This window comes from Nonomuraea sp. NPDC003754, assembly GCF_053605785.1.
The window spans coordinates 288,018-303,132 of the sequence record NZ_JBSGJX010000005.1 but is presented as its reverse complement, the minus strand read 5'-3'; the positions used below and the strand labels follow the sequence as shown (position 1 = coordinate 303,132).

The window sequence follows — 15,115 nt, the reverse complement described above, 5'->3', positions numbered from 1 at the left end:
AGACGGCCGACCGGATGGCCGCCCGTCTCACGACCCTCGGGCTGCGTGCCCGCGGTCGCACGGACTCGTCACCGGAGCGGCGCGGCCGTAGGCGCGGGCCCGTACTTTATGCGCCAGGCCGGGCGCCGGCTGCGCACGGCTCAAGGTCCGGTTCCCCGGCGAGGCCGGGATCGCTGAGGGGAGACCGCGTTCGGGCGGGCGCGCGGCGGGACAGCAGGTATCCGGTCAGCGCGGCGGCGAGACCGGCCAGCCCGGCCGCCGCGAAGCCGCCCGCCGGCACGGAGACGTCGATCGCCACCCCCACGAGCGGGGATCCGAGCGCGAAACCCGCGCTCGCCGCCGAGGATTGCAGACCTGTCGCCTCGCCCCGCACGCTGGCCGGGGCCAGCCGGCTCACCGCGTCGGCCACCGTGGAAAGGGTCGGCGCGGTGAGCAGCCCGGCGCCGACAACGGCCACGCACAACCAGGGCCAGTCGTGGGCAAGCCCGGCGGGAATCGTCACGAGCCCGAGCAGGCCGAGCAGCAGCCACGTGGGCAGCGGCCGGGACAGCGCGCCGTAGATCAGCCCGCCGGCGACGGAGGCCGCGCCGAACACGGCAATGACCACGGCGGCCCAGGACACCTGGCCTGCCTCTTCGAGCGTGGCGACGATGGCGAGGTCGACGCCGCTGAGCAGCGTCGTGGTACCGAACGCCATCGTCAGTACGGCGATCATGCCGGCGCCCAGCCACTCCCGGCGTGGGGGCCGTCCGGCCGCGCCGGCATCCGCCTCGTCCTCGGCCCGCAGCGGCGGGTTGAGCAGGGCGATCCCGGCTCCGCCGGCCACGATCGCGGCGCCGACCCCCCACGCCACCACACCGGGGGACATGGTCGCCGCACACAGGATGACCACCGCCGGGCCCACAATGTACGACAGTTCGCCCTGCACCGCTTCCAGCGCGAACGCGGCCCGGCGCTGTCCCGCCGTCGTCATCGCGGCGATCGCCTGCCTGGTCACCGGCTGGGCCGGCACCATCAGCAGACCCGCCGCGAAGGCGGCGCCCAGCAGGATCCCGTACGGCAGGAGCGGCACGCTCAGCCAGAACACGGCCTGCAGCGCGACGGTGGCCAGCAGCACGGTACGCAGGCCGCGCCAGTCGATCATGCGGCCGAGCAGCGGCCCGCCCAGCGCCACCCCGGCGGTCAGAGCCGCCGCGACGCCACCCGCTGCCGCGTAGCTCATGCCCAGGCCCAGCACGACATACATGGTCAGCGCCATCACGTCAGCCGTGATCGCGGCACGGGCGAGCAGCGAAACGCCCAGCAGCGACGCCATCCCTGGCACGGCGAGTACCTGTCGGTATCTGGTCACCTGCGCGACGCTAGGTCATCCGTTATGCCATAGGAAGTGACTAATTCGTTGGGGCTGGCATAATCAGTGCTTATGGCCCGAGATCTTGAGATCACGTTGCTGCGGTCGTTCGTCACCGCCGTGCGGGCGGGCAGCATCAGCCGCGCCGCGACCGCGCTCGGACACACCCAGCCCGCGCTCAGCCAGCAGTTGCGCAAGCTCGAGAGCACCGTCGGCCGTCCGCTGCTCTACCGGTCGCCATCGGGCGTCTCGCCCACCCGGGCCGGTGAGGAGCTCCTGCCGTACGCCGAACGCATCCTCGCGCTCTCCGCACAGGCGCTCACCGAAACCGGGCGCGCGCTGACCGGCCGCTGCGGCGTCGGGTTGCTCGAGGACCTCGCCGCGTCCCAGCTTCCGCAGGCCCTCGCCGACCTCGCCCGGCTGCACCCCGGCGCGACGCTGGAGGTGCTCAGCTGTTCCAACGCCGCGATGCGGGAGGCCTACGACACCGGCCGCGTCCAACTCGTGCTCGACGAGGTGCCGGACCTCCCCGGGCCGCCGCGCTGGACGGTGCGCCGCCCGCTGGTCTGGGCGATCGGCCAGGGGGTGGACGTGGCTGCCGATCCGCTGCCGGTGGTGCTGTTCTCGAACACGTGCTCCTGGCGTACGTCGGTGCTGGAAACGCTGGAACGCGCCGACCGGCCCTGGCGGGTGGCGTTCGAAAGCAACAGCCTGGTCGGTGTGCTCGCCGCGCTACGGGCCGGGCTCGGCGTCGCGGCGCTCATGCCCGCGAACCTCGAGCCTGCCATGGCCTGCCACGACGCGGACGCCCTGCCCGCCCTGCCGGACGTCGAGCTGGGTCTCGCACGGCACCCACGGACCAAGGGTGATCCGCTGATCGATGCCGTGGAGACCGCGCTACGACGCATGATCTGAGTTTCGCGGCCGGTCAGCGCCATCGGGTTTCCCGGCTGCCCGGAGTGTTCGGAGCCCGCCCTGGCGCTCGCCTTCATCGCCAGGCTCGGATCTCCTCGGCCAGTCCCTTGAGGGACTCGACCGGGTGCTCGACCTCCGTCCAGGGCGGCGTGAGGTCGGTGGGCTCGAAGCGGGGCACCACGTGGAGGTGGAAGTGGAAGACGCTCTGCCAGGCCGTCGCGCCGCTGGCGTGCCAGAGATTCACGCCAGGAGCCCCGAGGGCGCCGACGATCCGTCGGGACACCTCGACCGCGGTCCGCATGACGTGTGCCGCCGTCTCTGCCGGGATCTCCCCCAGGTCTCGGTGGTGCGCTCTTGGGACGACCAGGGTGTGCCCCCTGGTGGCCTGGGCGATGTCGAGGAAGGCGATGGCGTGCTCGTCCTGGTGGATGGTCTGCGACGGCTCGGTGCCGGCGACGATGCGGCAGAAGACGCAACTCATGACCGGCATGATCACAGCAGGCCGAGCCTGCCGGCAAAGGCGTTTCAGACAGTGATGGCCACTGCTCAGGCCGGCCGGCACCCGGGCGGTGTGTCCGGGAAGGGCGCACGGGTGCCGGCGGGATGCGCTACCGGGCCTCTCAGGCCGCCGAGCCGGTGATGCGGAACGGCACCTCGGCGATGTTCGACATCACGCCGAGCTCGCGCAGGTCCTCGGCGTCGATGCGGCCGTCGCCGGTGAGATCCTTCACCGTGTCGGGTGCGTCGTCGAGCACGCCGTTGCGGTTCAGGTCGGCCACGACCGCGACGGTGAGCACGCTACGGACGTCCTTTCCGAACAGCGGCTTGCCGACCAGCCAGGAATCCCACAGCTTCACCGCGCTGCCGGCCTCGTCCCGCCCGGCCACGCCGGTGACGTTGAACAGGTTGGCCAGGTTCGTGCCCGGTCCCGAGAAGCCGGTCGTCGTGGAGAGCAGCACCACGAGGCCGGGCAGCTTGTCGTCCTTGCCGGGGCCGAACGTCCCTGTCCCACCCTGGGGGCCGGTGACCTGCGGTCCGCTCCATCCGGCCGCCTTCAGCCCGTCGCGGTAGCCGACGGAGAGCTCCACCATCCAGGCGGCACCTTCCACACCGGTCGCCGTGTCGGCCTTCGGCGAGTGAACCTGCACGTGGGCGCGCCGCTCGGACCCGCTGTCCCGTTGGGCCAGGGCCGGCACCGCGAGGGTGGCGGCGGCGGTCACGGCGACTCCGAGCACCGCTGTCCGGACAACTGCTCGCATGGTTGTTCCCTTCTCTGTCGCTGATGACGAGGGGGTGTACGGAGGCGAGGCGGTCGGTGTTCACCCGACAATGGATGAACGCCGCAGCGATGTGTTCCGTATGTCCATCGGAACGGCAGGGCAGGAGGAGACGTGCGGCTGGATGACGAGACCACCTTGCGGGCGGTCTATGACGACTACGGAGGCGAGTTGTTCGCCTTCGCCAGGAGGTCCCTGGGGGACACGGGGTCGGCCGAGGACGCGGTGCAGGAGACCTTCGTGCGGGCGTGGCGTACGGCGGGGCGGTACGACCACAGGCAGTCGTCTCCCAGGACGTGGTTGTTCGCGATCTGCAGGAACGTGGTGATCGACCTCTTGCGTGCGCGTTCCGTGCGGCCGCAGCTCTCCGACGGCCAGGAGAGCGATGTGCCCGGAGACACCGGCCTGGAAAGGTTGCTTCTCGGCATGCAGGTCGAAGAGGCGTTGCGGCGGTTGTCCCCCGAACAACGGCACATTCTCGTGGAGGTGCACCTGCGAGACCGCGCGCCCGCCGAGGTCGCCGCCGAGCTGCGCATACCCTCGGGTACGGTGCGCAGCAGGGTGTTCTACGCGCTCAAGGCACTGCGCCTGGTGCTGGAGGAGATGGGGTGGGAAGGTGACTAGCTGCCGCGACTATCACGCTCTGCTGGGTATGCACGCGCTGGGGCGCCTTCCCGAGGCCGAGTTGGCGACTCTGCTGGCCCACACCGACGGCTGCCCCGCGTGCAGGGCCGAACTCGCATCCCTCGACCAGGTGGCCGGCGCCCTCGGTCACGCCAATCCCGACCGGGTCGCCGCTCTTCCCACGCCACCGCCCTGGCTGCGTGACAGCGTGGTGGCCGCCGTCGGCGTCCGGCACCTGAACCGGCGCAGGCGCAGGCGCTTGCTGGCGTGGTCCGGCGGGCTCATGACCGCCGCGGCCTCGGCCGCCGTCGTGGTGACGGTGCTCGTGTCCGGCGCCGGAGGACACACGGTGACCTACGGGGCGCGGGGTATGCAGATCACCGCCGAGTTGGCCGCCCGCCAGTGGGGTACGGCCGTGAACCTGCAGGTCAGCGGCCTCGACAACGGCCAGCGTTACCTGGTCTGGCTCGAACGGGCGGACGGCAGCCGGGTCCCCGCGGGCAGCTTCACCGCCAGAGGCGCCGGGGCGACCATGGAGCTTTCGGCGGCCGTCCAGGGTGACGACGCCGTCGCCCTGGGGCTGAGCACCGTGCCCGGCGGCCCGGCCGTCCTGCGCGCCCCGATCAGTGGCTGACGGTCGGCTGATCGGCTCCTCGGCCCGGCTTCTGCTCATGTCCGCCATGGGCGCCCCCGGGCCCGGAGGACGCCCGCCGGGGAGAACCCGAGCCCGAAGGGCCGGCTGGGACGCCGCCCGCGCGGGGCCACGAGGGCCCCGCGCCGGTCGGTGCTCAGCGGAAGGACGTGCTGTCAGCCCATGCCGCCCATTCCACCGAACCAGGTGTCGAACAGATCGATGATGTCGTCGGCGACCTTCTGGCCTCGGGCGCCGAGTTCGGCGGTCGCGGCACCCCTCCGGTTCGTCTCGATCTCGTACTTCTCCGGCTTGAAGATCTGCTTCTCAGCCTGGCCGGAGCCGCCGCGCGGCAGGTTCGACGGTGGCCTGCCCTGCGGATACATCCGGCCGTTGCCGTAGACGGTGTAGGACTGGGTGGGCTGGACGGAGCCGTCGTTCCGGTAGACCTGGCTCGGCCGTGGCTGTGCCGGCTGCCGGTTCGCCTTGGGCGGCGAGTGCCGCTGCTGTGCCCGGTGGCTGGTGGGCCGGCTGGCCGGGCGCGAGCGCGCGTGCTGGATCCCGCGGGGGATCCGGCCGGCCCGCTGGTTGCGCCGCTGGGCGGCCAGTGCCATCCGCCGCTTGGCCGCCGCCTCGCGGGCCGCCTTCCTGGCCTGTCTCCGGGCCGCCATCGCGGCCCGTCGCTTCGCCGCGGCCTCCCGCGCCTTCCTGGCCGCCTCGGCCGCCTTCTTCCTGGCCGCCGCCAGCCGCCGCTTCTTCGCCTCGGCGAGGGCCCGCTTCCTGGCCGCCTCCCTGGCCCGCTTCTTGGCCTCCTCCTCGGCTCGTTTCCTGGCCTCGGCCAGGGCCCGCTTCCTGGCCGCCTCCCTGGCCCTGCGGATCGCCGCCTGCCTGAGAGCGCGCTGGGCCGCTCTCTTGGCGAGGTAGCGGGCCCCGAGCCGGACACCGACGGCGACCACGACCCAGACCCACTGCCCGTCGGGGTCGCTCATGCTCACGGGGCTGTTGTTGGCGTAGGCGTAGGCGTTGAGCTGCTGCGGGTCCACGTCGTCGATGATCGGGTCCACCGACAGGAAGCGGCCGTTCCTGGGGTCGTACTCGCGGGCGCCCAGGTGGACCAGCCCGGTCGTGGCGTCCTGCGTGCCGCCGACGAATCCGCGCTGCCCCGGCCACCACGGCGGCGGCGCGCCCCGGTTCTCGCCGAACGGAGTCGTCCTCCGTACGGCCAGCTCACCGCTCCCGGCGTTCACCGCGGCCTGCGCGGTGCCCTGGTGGTCGTTGGCCAGCAGGTAGACCTGGTTGTCGTGGGTGCGTACCGCGACGGGCTGGTCGTTGACGGTGTAGTAGCGGGTCTGCTCCACCGCGTCCTTGGCGACGTCGAAGCGCAGCTCCATGTCGTCGACGTAGAGCGTGGCGTCGGCCGGCGTCCTGCGGATCAGCCGGTCGCCCTCCGCGTCGTAGACGAAGGACGTCGTCCTGCCCGCCTCCGTCACCGACTCCAGGTTGCCTTCGGCGTCCCAGACCAGGCTCTGGTCGGAGGTGCCGACCTTGCGCCTGGTGGTGTTGCCCGCGGCGTCGTACTCGAAGAGGTCCGTGCCGACGGTCTGCAGCGCGTGCGGCTGATTGCCGCCCGCCGGCGGATAGGTGTAGGAGCGGACCGTCTCGCCCGCGCCGCCCCAGGCGTGCCTGGTCTCCTTGGTCCGGTTGCCGGTGGAGTCGTAGGCGTAGCTGACCGCGTACGGCGCCACGCCGCCGATCGTGTCCGGCTGCGGGCCGCCGGCGGCGCAGTCGTCGGTGGCCGTCCAGGCGGAGGTCAGGCGGCGCAGATGGTCATAGGCGAAGCACTGCGTGTCCTGACCGCTCGCCCCCTTGTCGGCGATCTTGGTGATGTTGCCGACCGCGTCGTAGGTGTAGCCGAGGTCCAGGTCGGTCGCGGCGGCGCCCTCCCTGTCCAGCCGCATGCCGGTCAGCCTTCGGGTGGACTCGTCGTGGGTGTAGGTGATCCAGGTCTTCCTGCCTCCGGTGCCCAGCTCGTACTGCAGGGTCTCGCCCAGCTTGGAGTAGCGGGCCGCGGTGACGTACGACGACAGGCCGGTGACCTTGGTCGGCTGGCCCAGCTCGTCGTAGCTGTAGACGACCGACTCCGCCTCCAGGCCGCCGGCGGCCGGGAAGGTGACGGACTGGACCTGGTCGTCGAGCGTGTAGCGGGTGTTGAGGACGTACGAGCCCGCCAGCTTGCCCTCCCGCTCGGGGATGGTGACGGTCTCGCGCAGCGGGCGGTAGTCGGCGTCGACGGCGTTGATCTCCGCCTTGTACGCCTGCCCGCCCACGTACCGGATGCTGGCGTTCTTGTGGCCCTTGGCCAGCGCGTCGTACTTCCATTCGGCCAGCAGCGGGCCGGTCGCGGAGTTCTCGCGCAGCTCCTTCTCCCGGCCCAGCTCGTCGTAGACGTACCACAGGGTCCTGCCGCGGGCGTCGGTGGTGCTGACGAGCTCGTCGGCGTCGTTGTACGTCATCGTCGTGACGCCCTTGTCGGGGTCCTCGGTCTTGATCTCCCGGCCGCGCAGGTCGTAGTGGTGGCGCCACACGTTGCCCGCCGAGTCGGTCACCGTCGACAGCCGTCCGGCGTGGTCGTAGGTGTACCTGGTGGACTCGTACTCGCCGGTCGGGGTCGCGCCCTTGTACTGGCGCAGCTCGATCAGGCGGTCCTCGGCGTCCCCGATGCGGGTGGTCGCCGTGCCGCCCGGGGGCGGCGTCACGTGGATCCTGTCGCCCTCCTGCCTGGACGAGACCCGGTACTTCTCCACGCCCTTCGCCTTGAAGATCTGGGCGTTGACCTCGCCCACGCCGTCGAAGAGGGACACGACCTGCGTGGGCACGTCGGCGTCGGCCACCGCCAGCAGGTCGGTGGAGGGCGTCCCGGTCGCGAAGTAGCCGGTGCTGGCCTTGGACTGCTCGCCCAGGGAGTTGTAGAAGGTGTCGGTGATCGTGCGGCCGTCGCGCAGCGCGGGGTCCTGCGCCTGGTCGTCCCTGGGCGCGGGTTCCTGGGTCTGGCGCTCGCGGGTCAGGCCGTCGTACAGCTCGTGGCTGGCGGTGTAGCCGCCGTCGGCGCGCAGCGTCCTGGTGGTGACGACGCTGGGGCCGTCGGCGCGCATGACGTAGGAGTACTCGGTGCTGGGCGACTGTCCTGCCGCCTTGCTGCGGTCGGCCTGCCAGACCTTGGTCAGGCGGCCGAGCGCGTCGTACTCCAGGTCGACGCGGCGGTTGTTCACGTCGACCTCGGCCACGGGCTCGCCCCAGGCCGGTTCGAGGAACGTACGGTCGACGTGGCCGAGCTGGTTGGTCTCGGTCATCTCGGCGGGAAGGACGCCGGTGGCCGGGCTGTAGGCGGTCACCGACCTGGTGCCGACCGCGTCGGTCTCGCTGGTCTCGCGGCCGTAGACGTCGTAGGTGTGGGTGCTGTCGGTGATCGTCGCGCCGTCCCCGGAGACGAGCTGCTGGACCGTGGTCACATCGCCCTTGGTCGGGGCCTGGCCGTACGCCTTGCCGTCGTACTGGACCTTCTCGTCGGAGATCACGTCACCGGCGGCCAGCGCGGACACGGCGGTGCCGCAGCTCGCGGCGACCTTCTGGACGCGGCTCGGGTAGTCGAGCATCCAGCTGGCGTCGTCGCGGGCGTAGGTGTAGCGGGTGCACTGGTCGTCGTCGGGCGCGGCCAGGTCGCCCTTCTCCTCCACCTGGGTGAGCAGGCCCTTGGTGTCGTACGCGCGCTCCTCGCCGGTACGCCGCCAGGTACCGCCGGGCAGCGCCGTACGGGTGACCATGGACTTGGCCTCGACCACGTGCGCGGCCTTGGTGACGCCGCCCTGCGTGGACTGCGCGGTCCGCACCGACCACGGCTGCTCGACGGCCGCCTTCAGGACGGCCCCGCCGTCGCCGTCGTAGAGGATCTCCTCGTGCTCGAAGCCGGAGTACTGGTCGAGGTCGTCCAGCTTGGCGCCCTCGGAGTCCTCGACCTGGACGCTGCGCCTGGATCCGTCGGCCTGCTTGTCGCCGTCCATGCCGCGGAAGTACCGGAACTCGGTGAGCGTGCGCTTGGTGTCCTGCCCGTCGCCCTCGCGCACCCGTACCCGGCCGAACCCGCGGAAGTCCGACCACGTGCGGTGCTCGGGCTTGACGAGGATGTTCTCGGCGAAGTGCCAGGCGGCGCCGTCCAGGTACTCGTAGCTGGTGACCACGTTGGGCGAGGCGGCGACCCGGTCCACCTCCACCGTCTGCGCCACCACGTACTTGTGGAACCAGTCGGTGACCTCGGTCTCGTTCTGCGGCGTCCAGCGCTGCGGGAAGCACCGCTTGGTGTTCTTGTCAGCCGCCGGCAGTTCGCCGGGCCTGCACTCGGCGGGGGCGTAGTTGATCCTCAGCTCGCCGCCGGTCCCGTTGTCGACCGCCTGGACGCGCCACTTGACCAGCGGGGCGCGGCCTTCGGTGGCGTCTACCCGGTTGGGCAGCTGGACGCCGACGAAGGTGGTCCTGGGCAGCGTGATCGTGCCGCCCACGTGGCCGGTCTGCTGGATCGAGGCCAGCCACAGCGACGGACTGAGGCCGTCACCGGTGGCGGGGAACTGGTGGGTCAGCGCCCAGGAGTCCACCGCGTAGTACTGGCCGGAGCCGTTGCGGACCTGGGTGGTGACCTTGGTCAGCCGCTTGCGGGTGAAGAACGTCGGCGTGAGGCGGTCGACGCACTTCACGCCGGCGTCGCAGATCTGGTCGAACGGGACGTCCGGCCAGTGGCCGGCGGTCTCCTTCTTGAGCTGGTCGGCGGCGCAGGTGACGGTGCCGCTGGGCAGGCAGCGCTCGGCCACCTCGAACAGCACGCGGGCCGCGGGGGCCGTGGTGAACAGCTCGTTCTGCAGGTAGCCGTAGTCGATGCGGGTCAGGTAGGCGCCGCGGACGTACTGGGTGCCCAGCTCAGGCTTGGAGTTGCGGCCGTAGTGGTTGGTCTCGCGCTCGTACCAGTACGTGGTCGCGTTCCCGTGGGTGTCCCTGACGTGGTCGAGGTTCCACCGGTAGGCCTGCTGGCACCAGGCGTTGGCCGGGGTGCTGGAGTAGCAGGGTTCGCCGCTGTTGTTGCCGAACACCGGCACCGTCTGCACCGACTTGGTCTCCGGCTTGCCGCTCGCCCAGCCGGGCAGGCGGTTGAGGCCGAAGGTGTACTGGGTGCCGTCGGCGGTGGTGACGCGCCAGTACTCACCGTTGTCGTCGCCGTTGGCGGCCCCGGTGAGGTACTCGATGCGGGTGCCGTCGTCGCGCTTGGGCCGCCACTGCCTGGTCGTGGCGTCCTTGACCAGCTCGACGGCGGAGCTGCCGAGCGCCAGGATGGCGTTGTCCTGGTCCCAGCACAGGTCGCCGGTCTTCTTGCCGTCGATCATGCAGGACTTGTAGCGGCGCTCGACATAGCCGCCGGGGTTGAGCTCGAAGCCGTCACCGGCCCAGGACGCCTGGTTGTTGGTGGAGGCGGTGCGGCCGTCCACGCTCTGCGAGGAGTAGGCCAACGAGATCTCCGGCTCGTCGCCACCCAGCGCGGGCGGCGTGCGCAGGTCGTAGTCCCAGGTGAAGTCGCCGGTCTGGGTGCCGACGCTCCAGTCGGCGGAGGGCGACAGGGAGGTGGCCGAGTGATCGCCGGACTGGCCGGAGGCGGCGGCCGTGAGCGCGTACACGGCGCCGGTCTCGACCTCGGCGGTCAGGGTGCCGGCCTTGGCGTCGTTCTCGCTCTTCACCGGCTCGGGCGGCGCGCAGTCGGTGGCGGCCGCGTCGAGCGCGCACTCGTCCAGCCTGACCATCCGCAGCCGGGCGCCGTAGTCGCCGCCGTAGGCGTAACGGAATCCGGAGTAGTCGATCCGCAGGCGCGTCTTCCCGCCCGCCTTTGCCGTCGCGACGCCCTGGCCGGGGGAGACGCGCATCGCCAGTCCGAGCCGGTCGGTGTCGAGCAGTTCCACGCTCACCGGCTCGGCGGCCGCCTTGGCCTCCCCTCGCCGGGGGGCCAGCTTCACCGGGAACCCGGCCGCCACGGTGGTGGCGCCGCCCAGCTCGGCCTTCTGGGGTTCGGGCCAGGTGATGCGCGGCGGCGCCTTCCACGCCTGTTTCTGCACGGGATCGGCCATGGGCGGCTGGACAGGGAACGGCTGTCCCTTGACCGCCGTCTCCTTCTGCACGGCCGGGGCCGGGCGAGGGGCGGCCGCGGCGGGCATGGCGTACACCAGCGGCACCACCAGGAGGACGGGGAGCATGGTCGCGAGCCTGCGTGGCCAGGGCGACTCGCGCCTGGGCTCCTGGAAACGGTTCCAGGACAGGTCGGGAAGGTCAGGTTCCGTGGACGGCGGAAAACGATTCCAGCGGGATTCGGGCAGCTCTAACTCATCCGGCAGATCCATGAAGTCTCCCAGTCGGGGGGTGCGGTGCGGGAGTTACTGGGCGGCTAGCTGGGCGATGTGCTCGGCGCTCAACACGCCGTCATAGGCGCGGACGTCGTCCACCGTCCCCGGCCAGAAGCCGGTGAAGGCGCCCGCTGTCCTGGTCCGGCCCAGCTGCAGCGGGCCGGTGGCGTTCCATGCGCTCACGTGGTCGGTGACGGTGGTGGTGGACAGGCGGCCGTTGACGTAGATGCGGAGCTGACCGGCCAGCGGGTCGTACACGCCGGCGATGTGGGTCCATTCCAGCGGGTTGGGGATGTCGTCGGAGCGGGTGCGGACGAGGGCGGCGGTGTCGGTGTCGGCGGCGGCCATGCCGAGGGTCCACCGTTGCCGTTCCTTGTCGAAGCCGAGCTGGAAGCCGGCCGCTCTGGCGCCCGGCTGGGCCACGGCCGCGCTGTCGCGGGTGGGCAGGTAGTCGAGCTGGGTCCAGGCGGCCACGGTGAACCCGTTCCCGGTGTTGACCACGGGTGCGCCGGTCTGGGCGTACCCGTCGACGCCGTCGAGCGCGAGCGCGCCGTCCAGCCAACCCGACGTCCACGAGGCGGCTCCGGACAGCGTCGCGGCCGTCGCCCGGCCCGAGGAGTCGGCCGCCGACAGGCCGGACTCCTCATCCAGCTTCCAGTGGCCGACCAGCGTGGCAGCGCTGTTGACCAGGTCGGCGAGCTCGTCGGCGAACAGGGCGCGGCCGTAGACCCGCACCTCGTCGACGTCCCCGGGCCAGTGCTCCGCAGCCGCCCCGCCGACCTTCCCTCGGCCGATCGTGAGGGGGCCCGCGGCGTTCCACGGCGGCGTGACGGCCACCGTGGCCTCCAGCCTGCCGTTCACGTAGAGCGACACCTGGCCCGCCGCCGAGTCGTAGACGCCGGCCAGGTGGGTCCACTCGTTCAGCCTCGGCGCGGCCGCCGACAGGGCACGCACCACCGGCGCGCCGTCGGTGTCCGAGCCCGCCACGGCCAGCGCCCAGCGGTCGTCGGCCTTCGCGTACTGCAGGGCGAACGCGCCCGTCCTGCCGCCCTCCTGGGTGACGGCGGTGGCGGAGGCGGCCGTGCCGGTCAGGCGGGCCCAGGCGCTGACGGTGAAGTTGCGGCTGGTGTCGATCACCGGGCCCGAGGTCTGGGCGTAGGCGCCGGCCAGCCTGAGCGCCGTGCCGGTCCTGCCGGAGGTCCAGCTCGCCCCGTACAGCGTCGCCGGGTGGGCGTTCCCGGTGTCGGCCGCCAGGGTGCCCTGGCCCTCGTCCAGCGCCCAGTGGCCGCTGGGGCCCCGGCCCGCGTTGACGTTGAAGACGTAGGTGCGGATCGGGCCGAGTTGGCCCGCGCGGTCCTTGCTGCGTACCGACAGCACGTTGGGGCCGTCGTGGCGCGGCGTCAGCGCGATCGTGGCGCTGCCGTCCTGGCCAGGCCCGGCCTCCGTGGCGGGCGCGGAGTCCAGACCCCAGACGTAGGCGGCGACGTCGGGGACGCCGTTCGGGGCGAACGTGAACGTGCCGGCGAGGCCGACCCCGTCGCTCCAGCCGTTCTCGGCGTACTGGGGCGAGGAGATCTCCGGTTCCCTGCCGGGGGCCGTGGTGTCCACGGTGGCCTCGCACCAGGGACTCCACGCGCTGGTGGCCTTGCCGTCCTCGGCGCGCACCCGCCAGCGGATCAGCGCGCCGTCGGCGTACAGGCTCGACGGGATCGTCGCGTAGAAGGCCGTGCCCGTCGACCCCATGGGGGTGAGGTGCTCGCCCGTCTTCACCCCTGCGGCGTTGTACCACTCGAAGCGGCCCTGGACCGAGTTGTCGGTGTCCTTCAGCTTGGCCCACAGCTTCGGTGTGGCGGTGCTGACGATCGGCCGTCCGTCGCCGGAGACGCAGGGGCCGCCCGGGTCCGACCAGACGTCGGCCGCCACCGGGTTGCCGGGCAGCGAGTTGTACTCGATGACCAGGCTCGGGTTGTTCTTGAACTTCTTCCAGGCGTAGACGTCGGTCTCGCTGGTGGCGCGCAGGCCGATGGTGACGTTGGGCCACTTCTTGGCGGCGGCGTCCACGACCTGCGAGGTGACGTCGAACTCGACGCCGCCGGGCATGCAGGCCGAACCCCAGCCCTTGGCCACGTTCACCGTGGACAGCAGCCTGACCCACGTGGGCTGCTTGTTCCAGGTGGTGCTCGCGCTGATGGGGTTGGTCGCCCAGGCCTCGACCTTGCGGGCGCTGCACGAGTAGGACCAGGTCTCGTACGTGCGCAGCGTCGCCTTGATGATCTGCTTGCCGTGGATGGTCGAGCCGGTGTTCATCTGGAAGAACGAGCGGTTCGTCTGCGACTCGACGTGGCCGACCCTGGCGACGTCGCTGGAGTTGAGGTAGTTGGAGTTGGGCCAGTTGCTCCAGACGGCCGTCCAGGCGTTGCGCGCGGCCGAGAAGTACGGGTCCAGGTAGACGGGGAAGCGGGTCTTCGGATCCGTGAGCATCTTCCTGTCGGGAAAGAGCCGCAGCTGCCGGCCCGACAGCCGCACGCCCATCGCGGCCTCGCGGGCCTCAGGGGAGCGGCCCTCCCTGAGCGCCTGCGGGCTGGTGATCCCCTCGGAGTCCCACATCTTCGGGGTGGGCGCGACGAAGATCGTGCCCTCGTTCCGGTCGACGGCCTCGAGGTTGCCCCCCTGGTCCGCCGCCACCGACAGGCCGGAGGCGGACAGCGGGAACGTCAGCTCCGTCATGCGCGCCGCGGCGGCTCGCGACTTGACCACCAGGACGTGGGAGAAACCGTCCACGTCCGCGGTGACCTGCAGGTCCACGCCCGGCATGACCTCGGCGTAGGTGGCGGTGTCGCCCTTCAGCGTGGGCCTGGGCAGCGTGCCCTGCCAGCCGAGTTCCAGGGACTTGGCGCCGCGCGACAGCCTGGCCAACGGGGCGCCGCCGCCACCGGAGAAGGTCAGCCCCACCGCCGCCGCGGCCGGGCTGACCGTGCCGTCGGGGTTGGGACGGAGGGTGGTGTCGACGGGGACCCAGCCGCCGGACCCGCGTACGCGTACCGGGCGTACGTGCTGCTCCATCGTGAGCGTGCCGTCCGGCTGGGCGAAGACCTGGCGGGTCTCCGTACGCATCGACTCGATCTCGACCTGCCGGCCGGTGCGGCGGGCCGCCGCGACCGCGGACTCCTCGCCGTTCGGACGTTCCTGGACGGTCTTCGGCGGCTCCGGCCCGTCGCCCGCCCGGGCGGGCACCGCCGGACAGATCGCCAAGACCAACGTCGCCGTGAGCAGCCCACGCAGTACCCGCATACGTCCTCGTCCAAGGTGAGCAGGGGTTACGCGCGGGACGGGCCACCCGCCCGGCGTCTCCACGATCTTCGATTGACGATCGGATTTTCACCCGGCCCCAACTGTCTGTCCAGGGTTCGGGTCATTCTCCTTAAAGGTTTCTTCAGGGATCGAATCCGTATGAAGATATTCGCCGGACGGCTCGGACGTGCCGCTCCGGCATCGCCTTGGTCGAAGGCGTTCGCCCTCAGGACGACCCGGTTGAGCTCCGGCCTGATCCCCATCGCCACGACCGCTGATTCGCTGATCGGCCCAGGCTCCTCCTCCATCAGCGCGGTCAGTGCGGCGTGGCTGTTCTCCGCCGGCCGTGGCAGGGGCGTGATCCGGAAGGGGCGCTGGAACGGCCCGATGCCCTCGTAGGACCTGCGGAGCACGGGGGAAACGGGCTGACAGTAGACCTCCACCGCGTCAGCCGTCGCGGGCTGCAGGATCACCCGCCCCTCGCCGGGCAGGAACTCGGGCGCGGCCGTGACGACGTAGAGCGCGAACACTGTGAAGATCACCTTCAGTCGCATGCGCGACGAGTGTCAGGGCTCGGCTGCCGCGGTGGGGCGGG

At 71.6% G+C, this 15,115-nt stretch carries 9 protein-coding genes; 3 read left to right on the top strand and 6 right to left on the bottom strand.

The window, feature by feature from the left end:
• Positions 1–106 precede the first annotated feature (106 nt).
• Positions 107–1,351, bottom strand: a complete 1,245-nt coding sequence (locus tag ACWEVS_RS09340) for an MFS transporter (RefSeq protein ID WP_452550769.1) — start codon at positions 1,349–1,351, stop codon at positions 107–109.
• Between the two features lie 72 nt (positions 1,352–1,423).
• Here ACWEVS_RS09340 and ACWEVS_RS09335 point away from each other — a divergent pair, with 72 nt between their 5' ends.
• Positions 1,424–2,266 carry a LysR family transcriptional regulator gene (locus ACWEVS_RS09335; RefSeq protein WP_452550768.1) on the top strand — a complete coding sequence of 281 codons (843 nt, stop codon included), beginning with the start codon at positions 1,424–1,426 and terminating at the stop codon, positions 2,264–2,266.
• Between the two features lie 73 nt (positions 2,267–2,339).
• On the opposite strand, the gene ACWEVS_RS09330 is transcribed toward ACWEVS_RS09335, so the two are convergent.
• Complete coding sequence (locus ACWEVS_RS09330) at positions 2,340–2,747, bottom strand: HIT family protein (RefSeq protein ID WP_452550766.1); 408 nt, start codon at positions 2,745–2,747, stop codon at positions 2,340–2,342.
• A 139-nt stretch (positions 2,748–2,886) separates the two neighbouring features.
• Positions 2,887–3,525, bottom strand: coding sequence for a hypothetical protein (locus ACWEVS_RS09325; RefSeq protein ID WP_452415058.1), 639 nt, complete (start codon positions 3,523–3,525; stop codon positions 2,887–2,889).
• A gap of 132 nt (positions 3,526–3,657) precedes the next feature.
• On the opposite strand from ACWEVS_RS09325, the gene ACWEVS_RS09320 reads away from it, so the two are divergent.
• Together ACWEVS_RS09320 and ACWEVS_RS09315 are read left to right on the top strand one after the other, a co-directional pair.
• Positions 3,658–4,167, top strand: coding sequence for a sigma-70 family RNA polymerase sigma factor (locus ACWEVS_RS09320; RefSeq protein WP_449922730.1), 510 nt, complete (start codon positions 3,658–3,660; stop codon positions 4,165–4,167).
• Positions 4,160–4,801, top strand: a complete 642-nt coding sequence (locus ACWEVS_RS09315) for an anti-sigma factor family protein (RefSeq protein WP_452550764.1) — start codon at positions 4,160–4,162, stop codon at positions 4,799–4,801. Before ACWEVS_RS09320 ends, ACWEVS_RS09315 begins: the two co-directional genes overlap by 8 nt.
• Before the next feature lie 173 nt (positions 4,802–4,974).
• Here the strand turns inward: ACWEVS_RS09315 and ACWEVS_RS09310 are convergent, their stop codons facing one another.
• The 3 genes from ACWEVS_RS09310 to ACWEVS_RS09300 form a co-directional block, all read right to left on the bottom strand.
• Positions 4,975–11,082, bottom strand: coding sequence for an RHS repeat domain-containing protein (locus ACWEVS_RS09310; RefSeq protein WP_452550762.1), 6,108 nt, complete (start codon positions 11,080–11,082; stop codon positions 4,975–4,977).
• A 177-nt stretch (positions 11,083–11,259) separates the two neighbouring features.
• The gene (locus ACWEVS_RS09305) at positions 11,260–14,520 is read right to left on the bottom strand and encodes a LamG-like jellyroll fold domain-containing protein (protein WP_452550761.1); all 3,261 of its coding nucleotides are present in this window, start codon (positions 14,518–14,520) and stop codon (positions 11,260–11,262) included.
• A gap of 26 nt (positions 14,521–14,546) precedes the next feature.
• Positions 14,547–15,074, bottom strand: a complete 528-nt coding sequence (locus tag ACWEVS_RS09300; RefSeq protein WP_452415065.1) for a hypothetical protein — start codon at positions 15,072–15,074, stop codon at positions 14,547–14,549.
• Positions 15,075–15,115 lie beyond the last annotated feature (41 nt).

Coding starts and splice junctions, on each gene's coding strand:
- ACWEVS_RS09335 (WP_452550768.1), top strand. CDS start 1,424: ATGGCCCGAGATCTTGAGATCACGTTGCTGCGGTCGTTCGTCACCGCC.
- ACWEVS_RS09325 (WP_452415058.1), bottom strand. CDS start 3,525: ATGCGAGCAGTTGTCCGGACAGCGGTGCTCGGAGTCGCCGTGACCGCC.
- ACWEVS_RS09305 (WP_452550761.1), bottom strand. CDS start 14,520: ATGCGGGTACTGCGTGGGCTGCTCACGGCGACGTTGGTCTTGGCGATC.
- ACWEVS_RS09310 (WP_452550762.1), bottom strand. CDS start 11,082: ATGCTCCCCGTCCTCCTGGTGGTGCCGCTGGTGTACGCCATGCCCGCC.
- ACWEVS_RS09330 (WP_452550766.1), bottom strand. CDS start 2,747: ATGAGTTGCGTCTTCTGCCGCATCGTCGCCGGCACCGAGCCGTCGCAG.
- ACWEVS_RS09300 (WP_452415065.1), bottom strand. CDS start 15,074: ATGCGACTGAAGGTGATCTTCACAGTGTTCGCGCTCTACGTCGTCACG.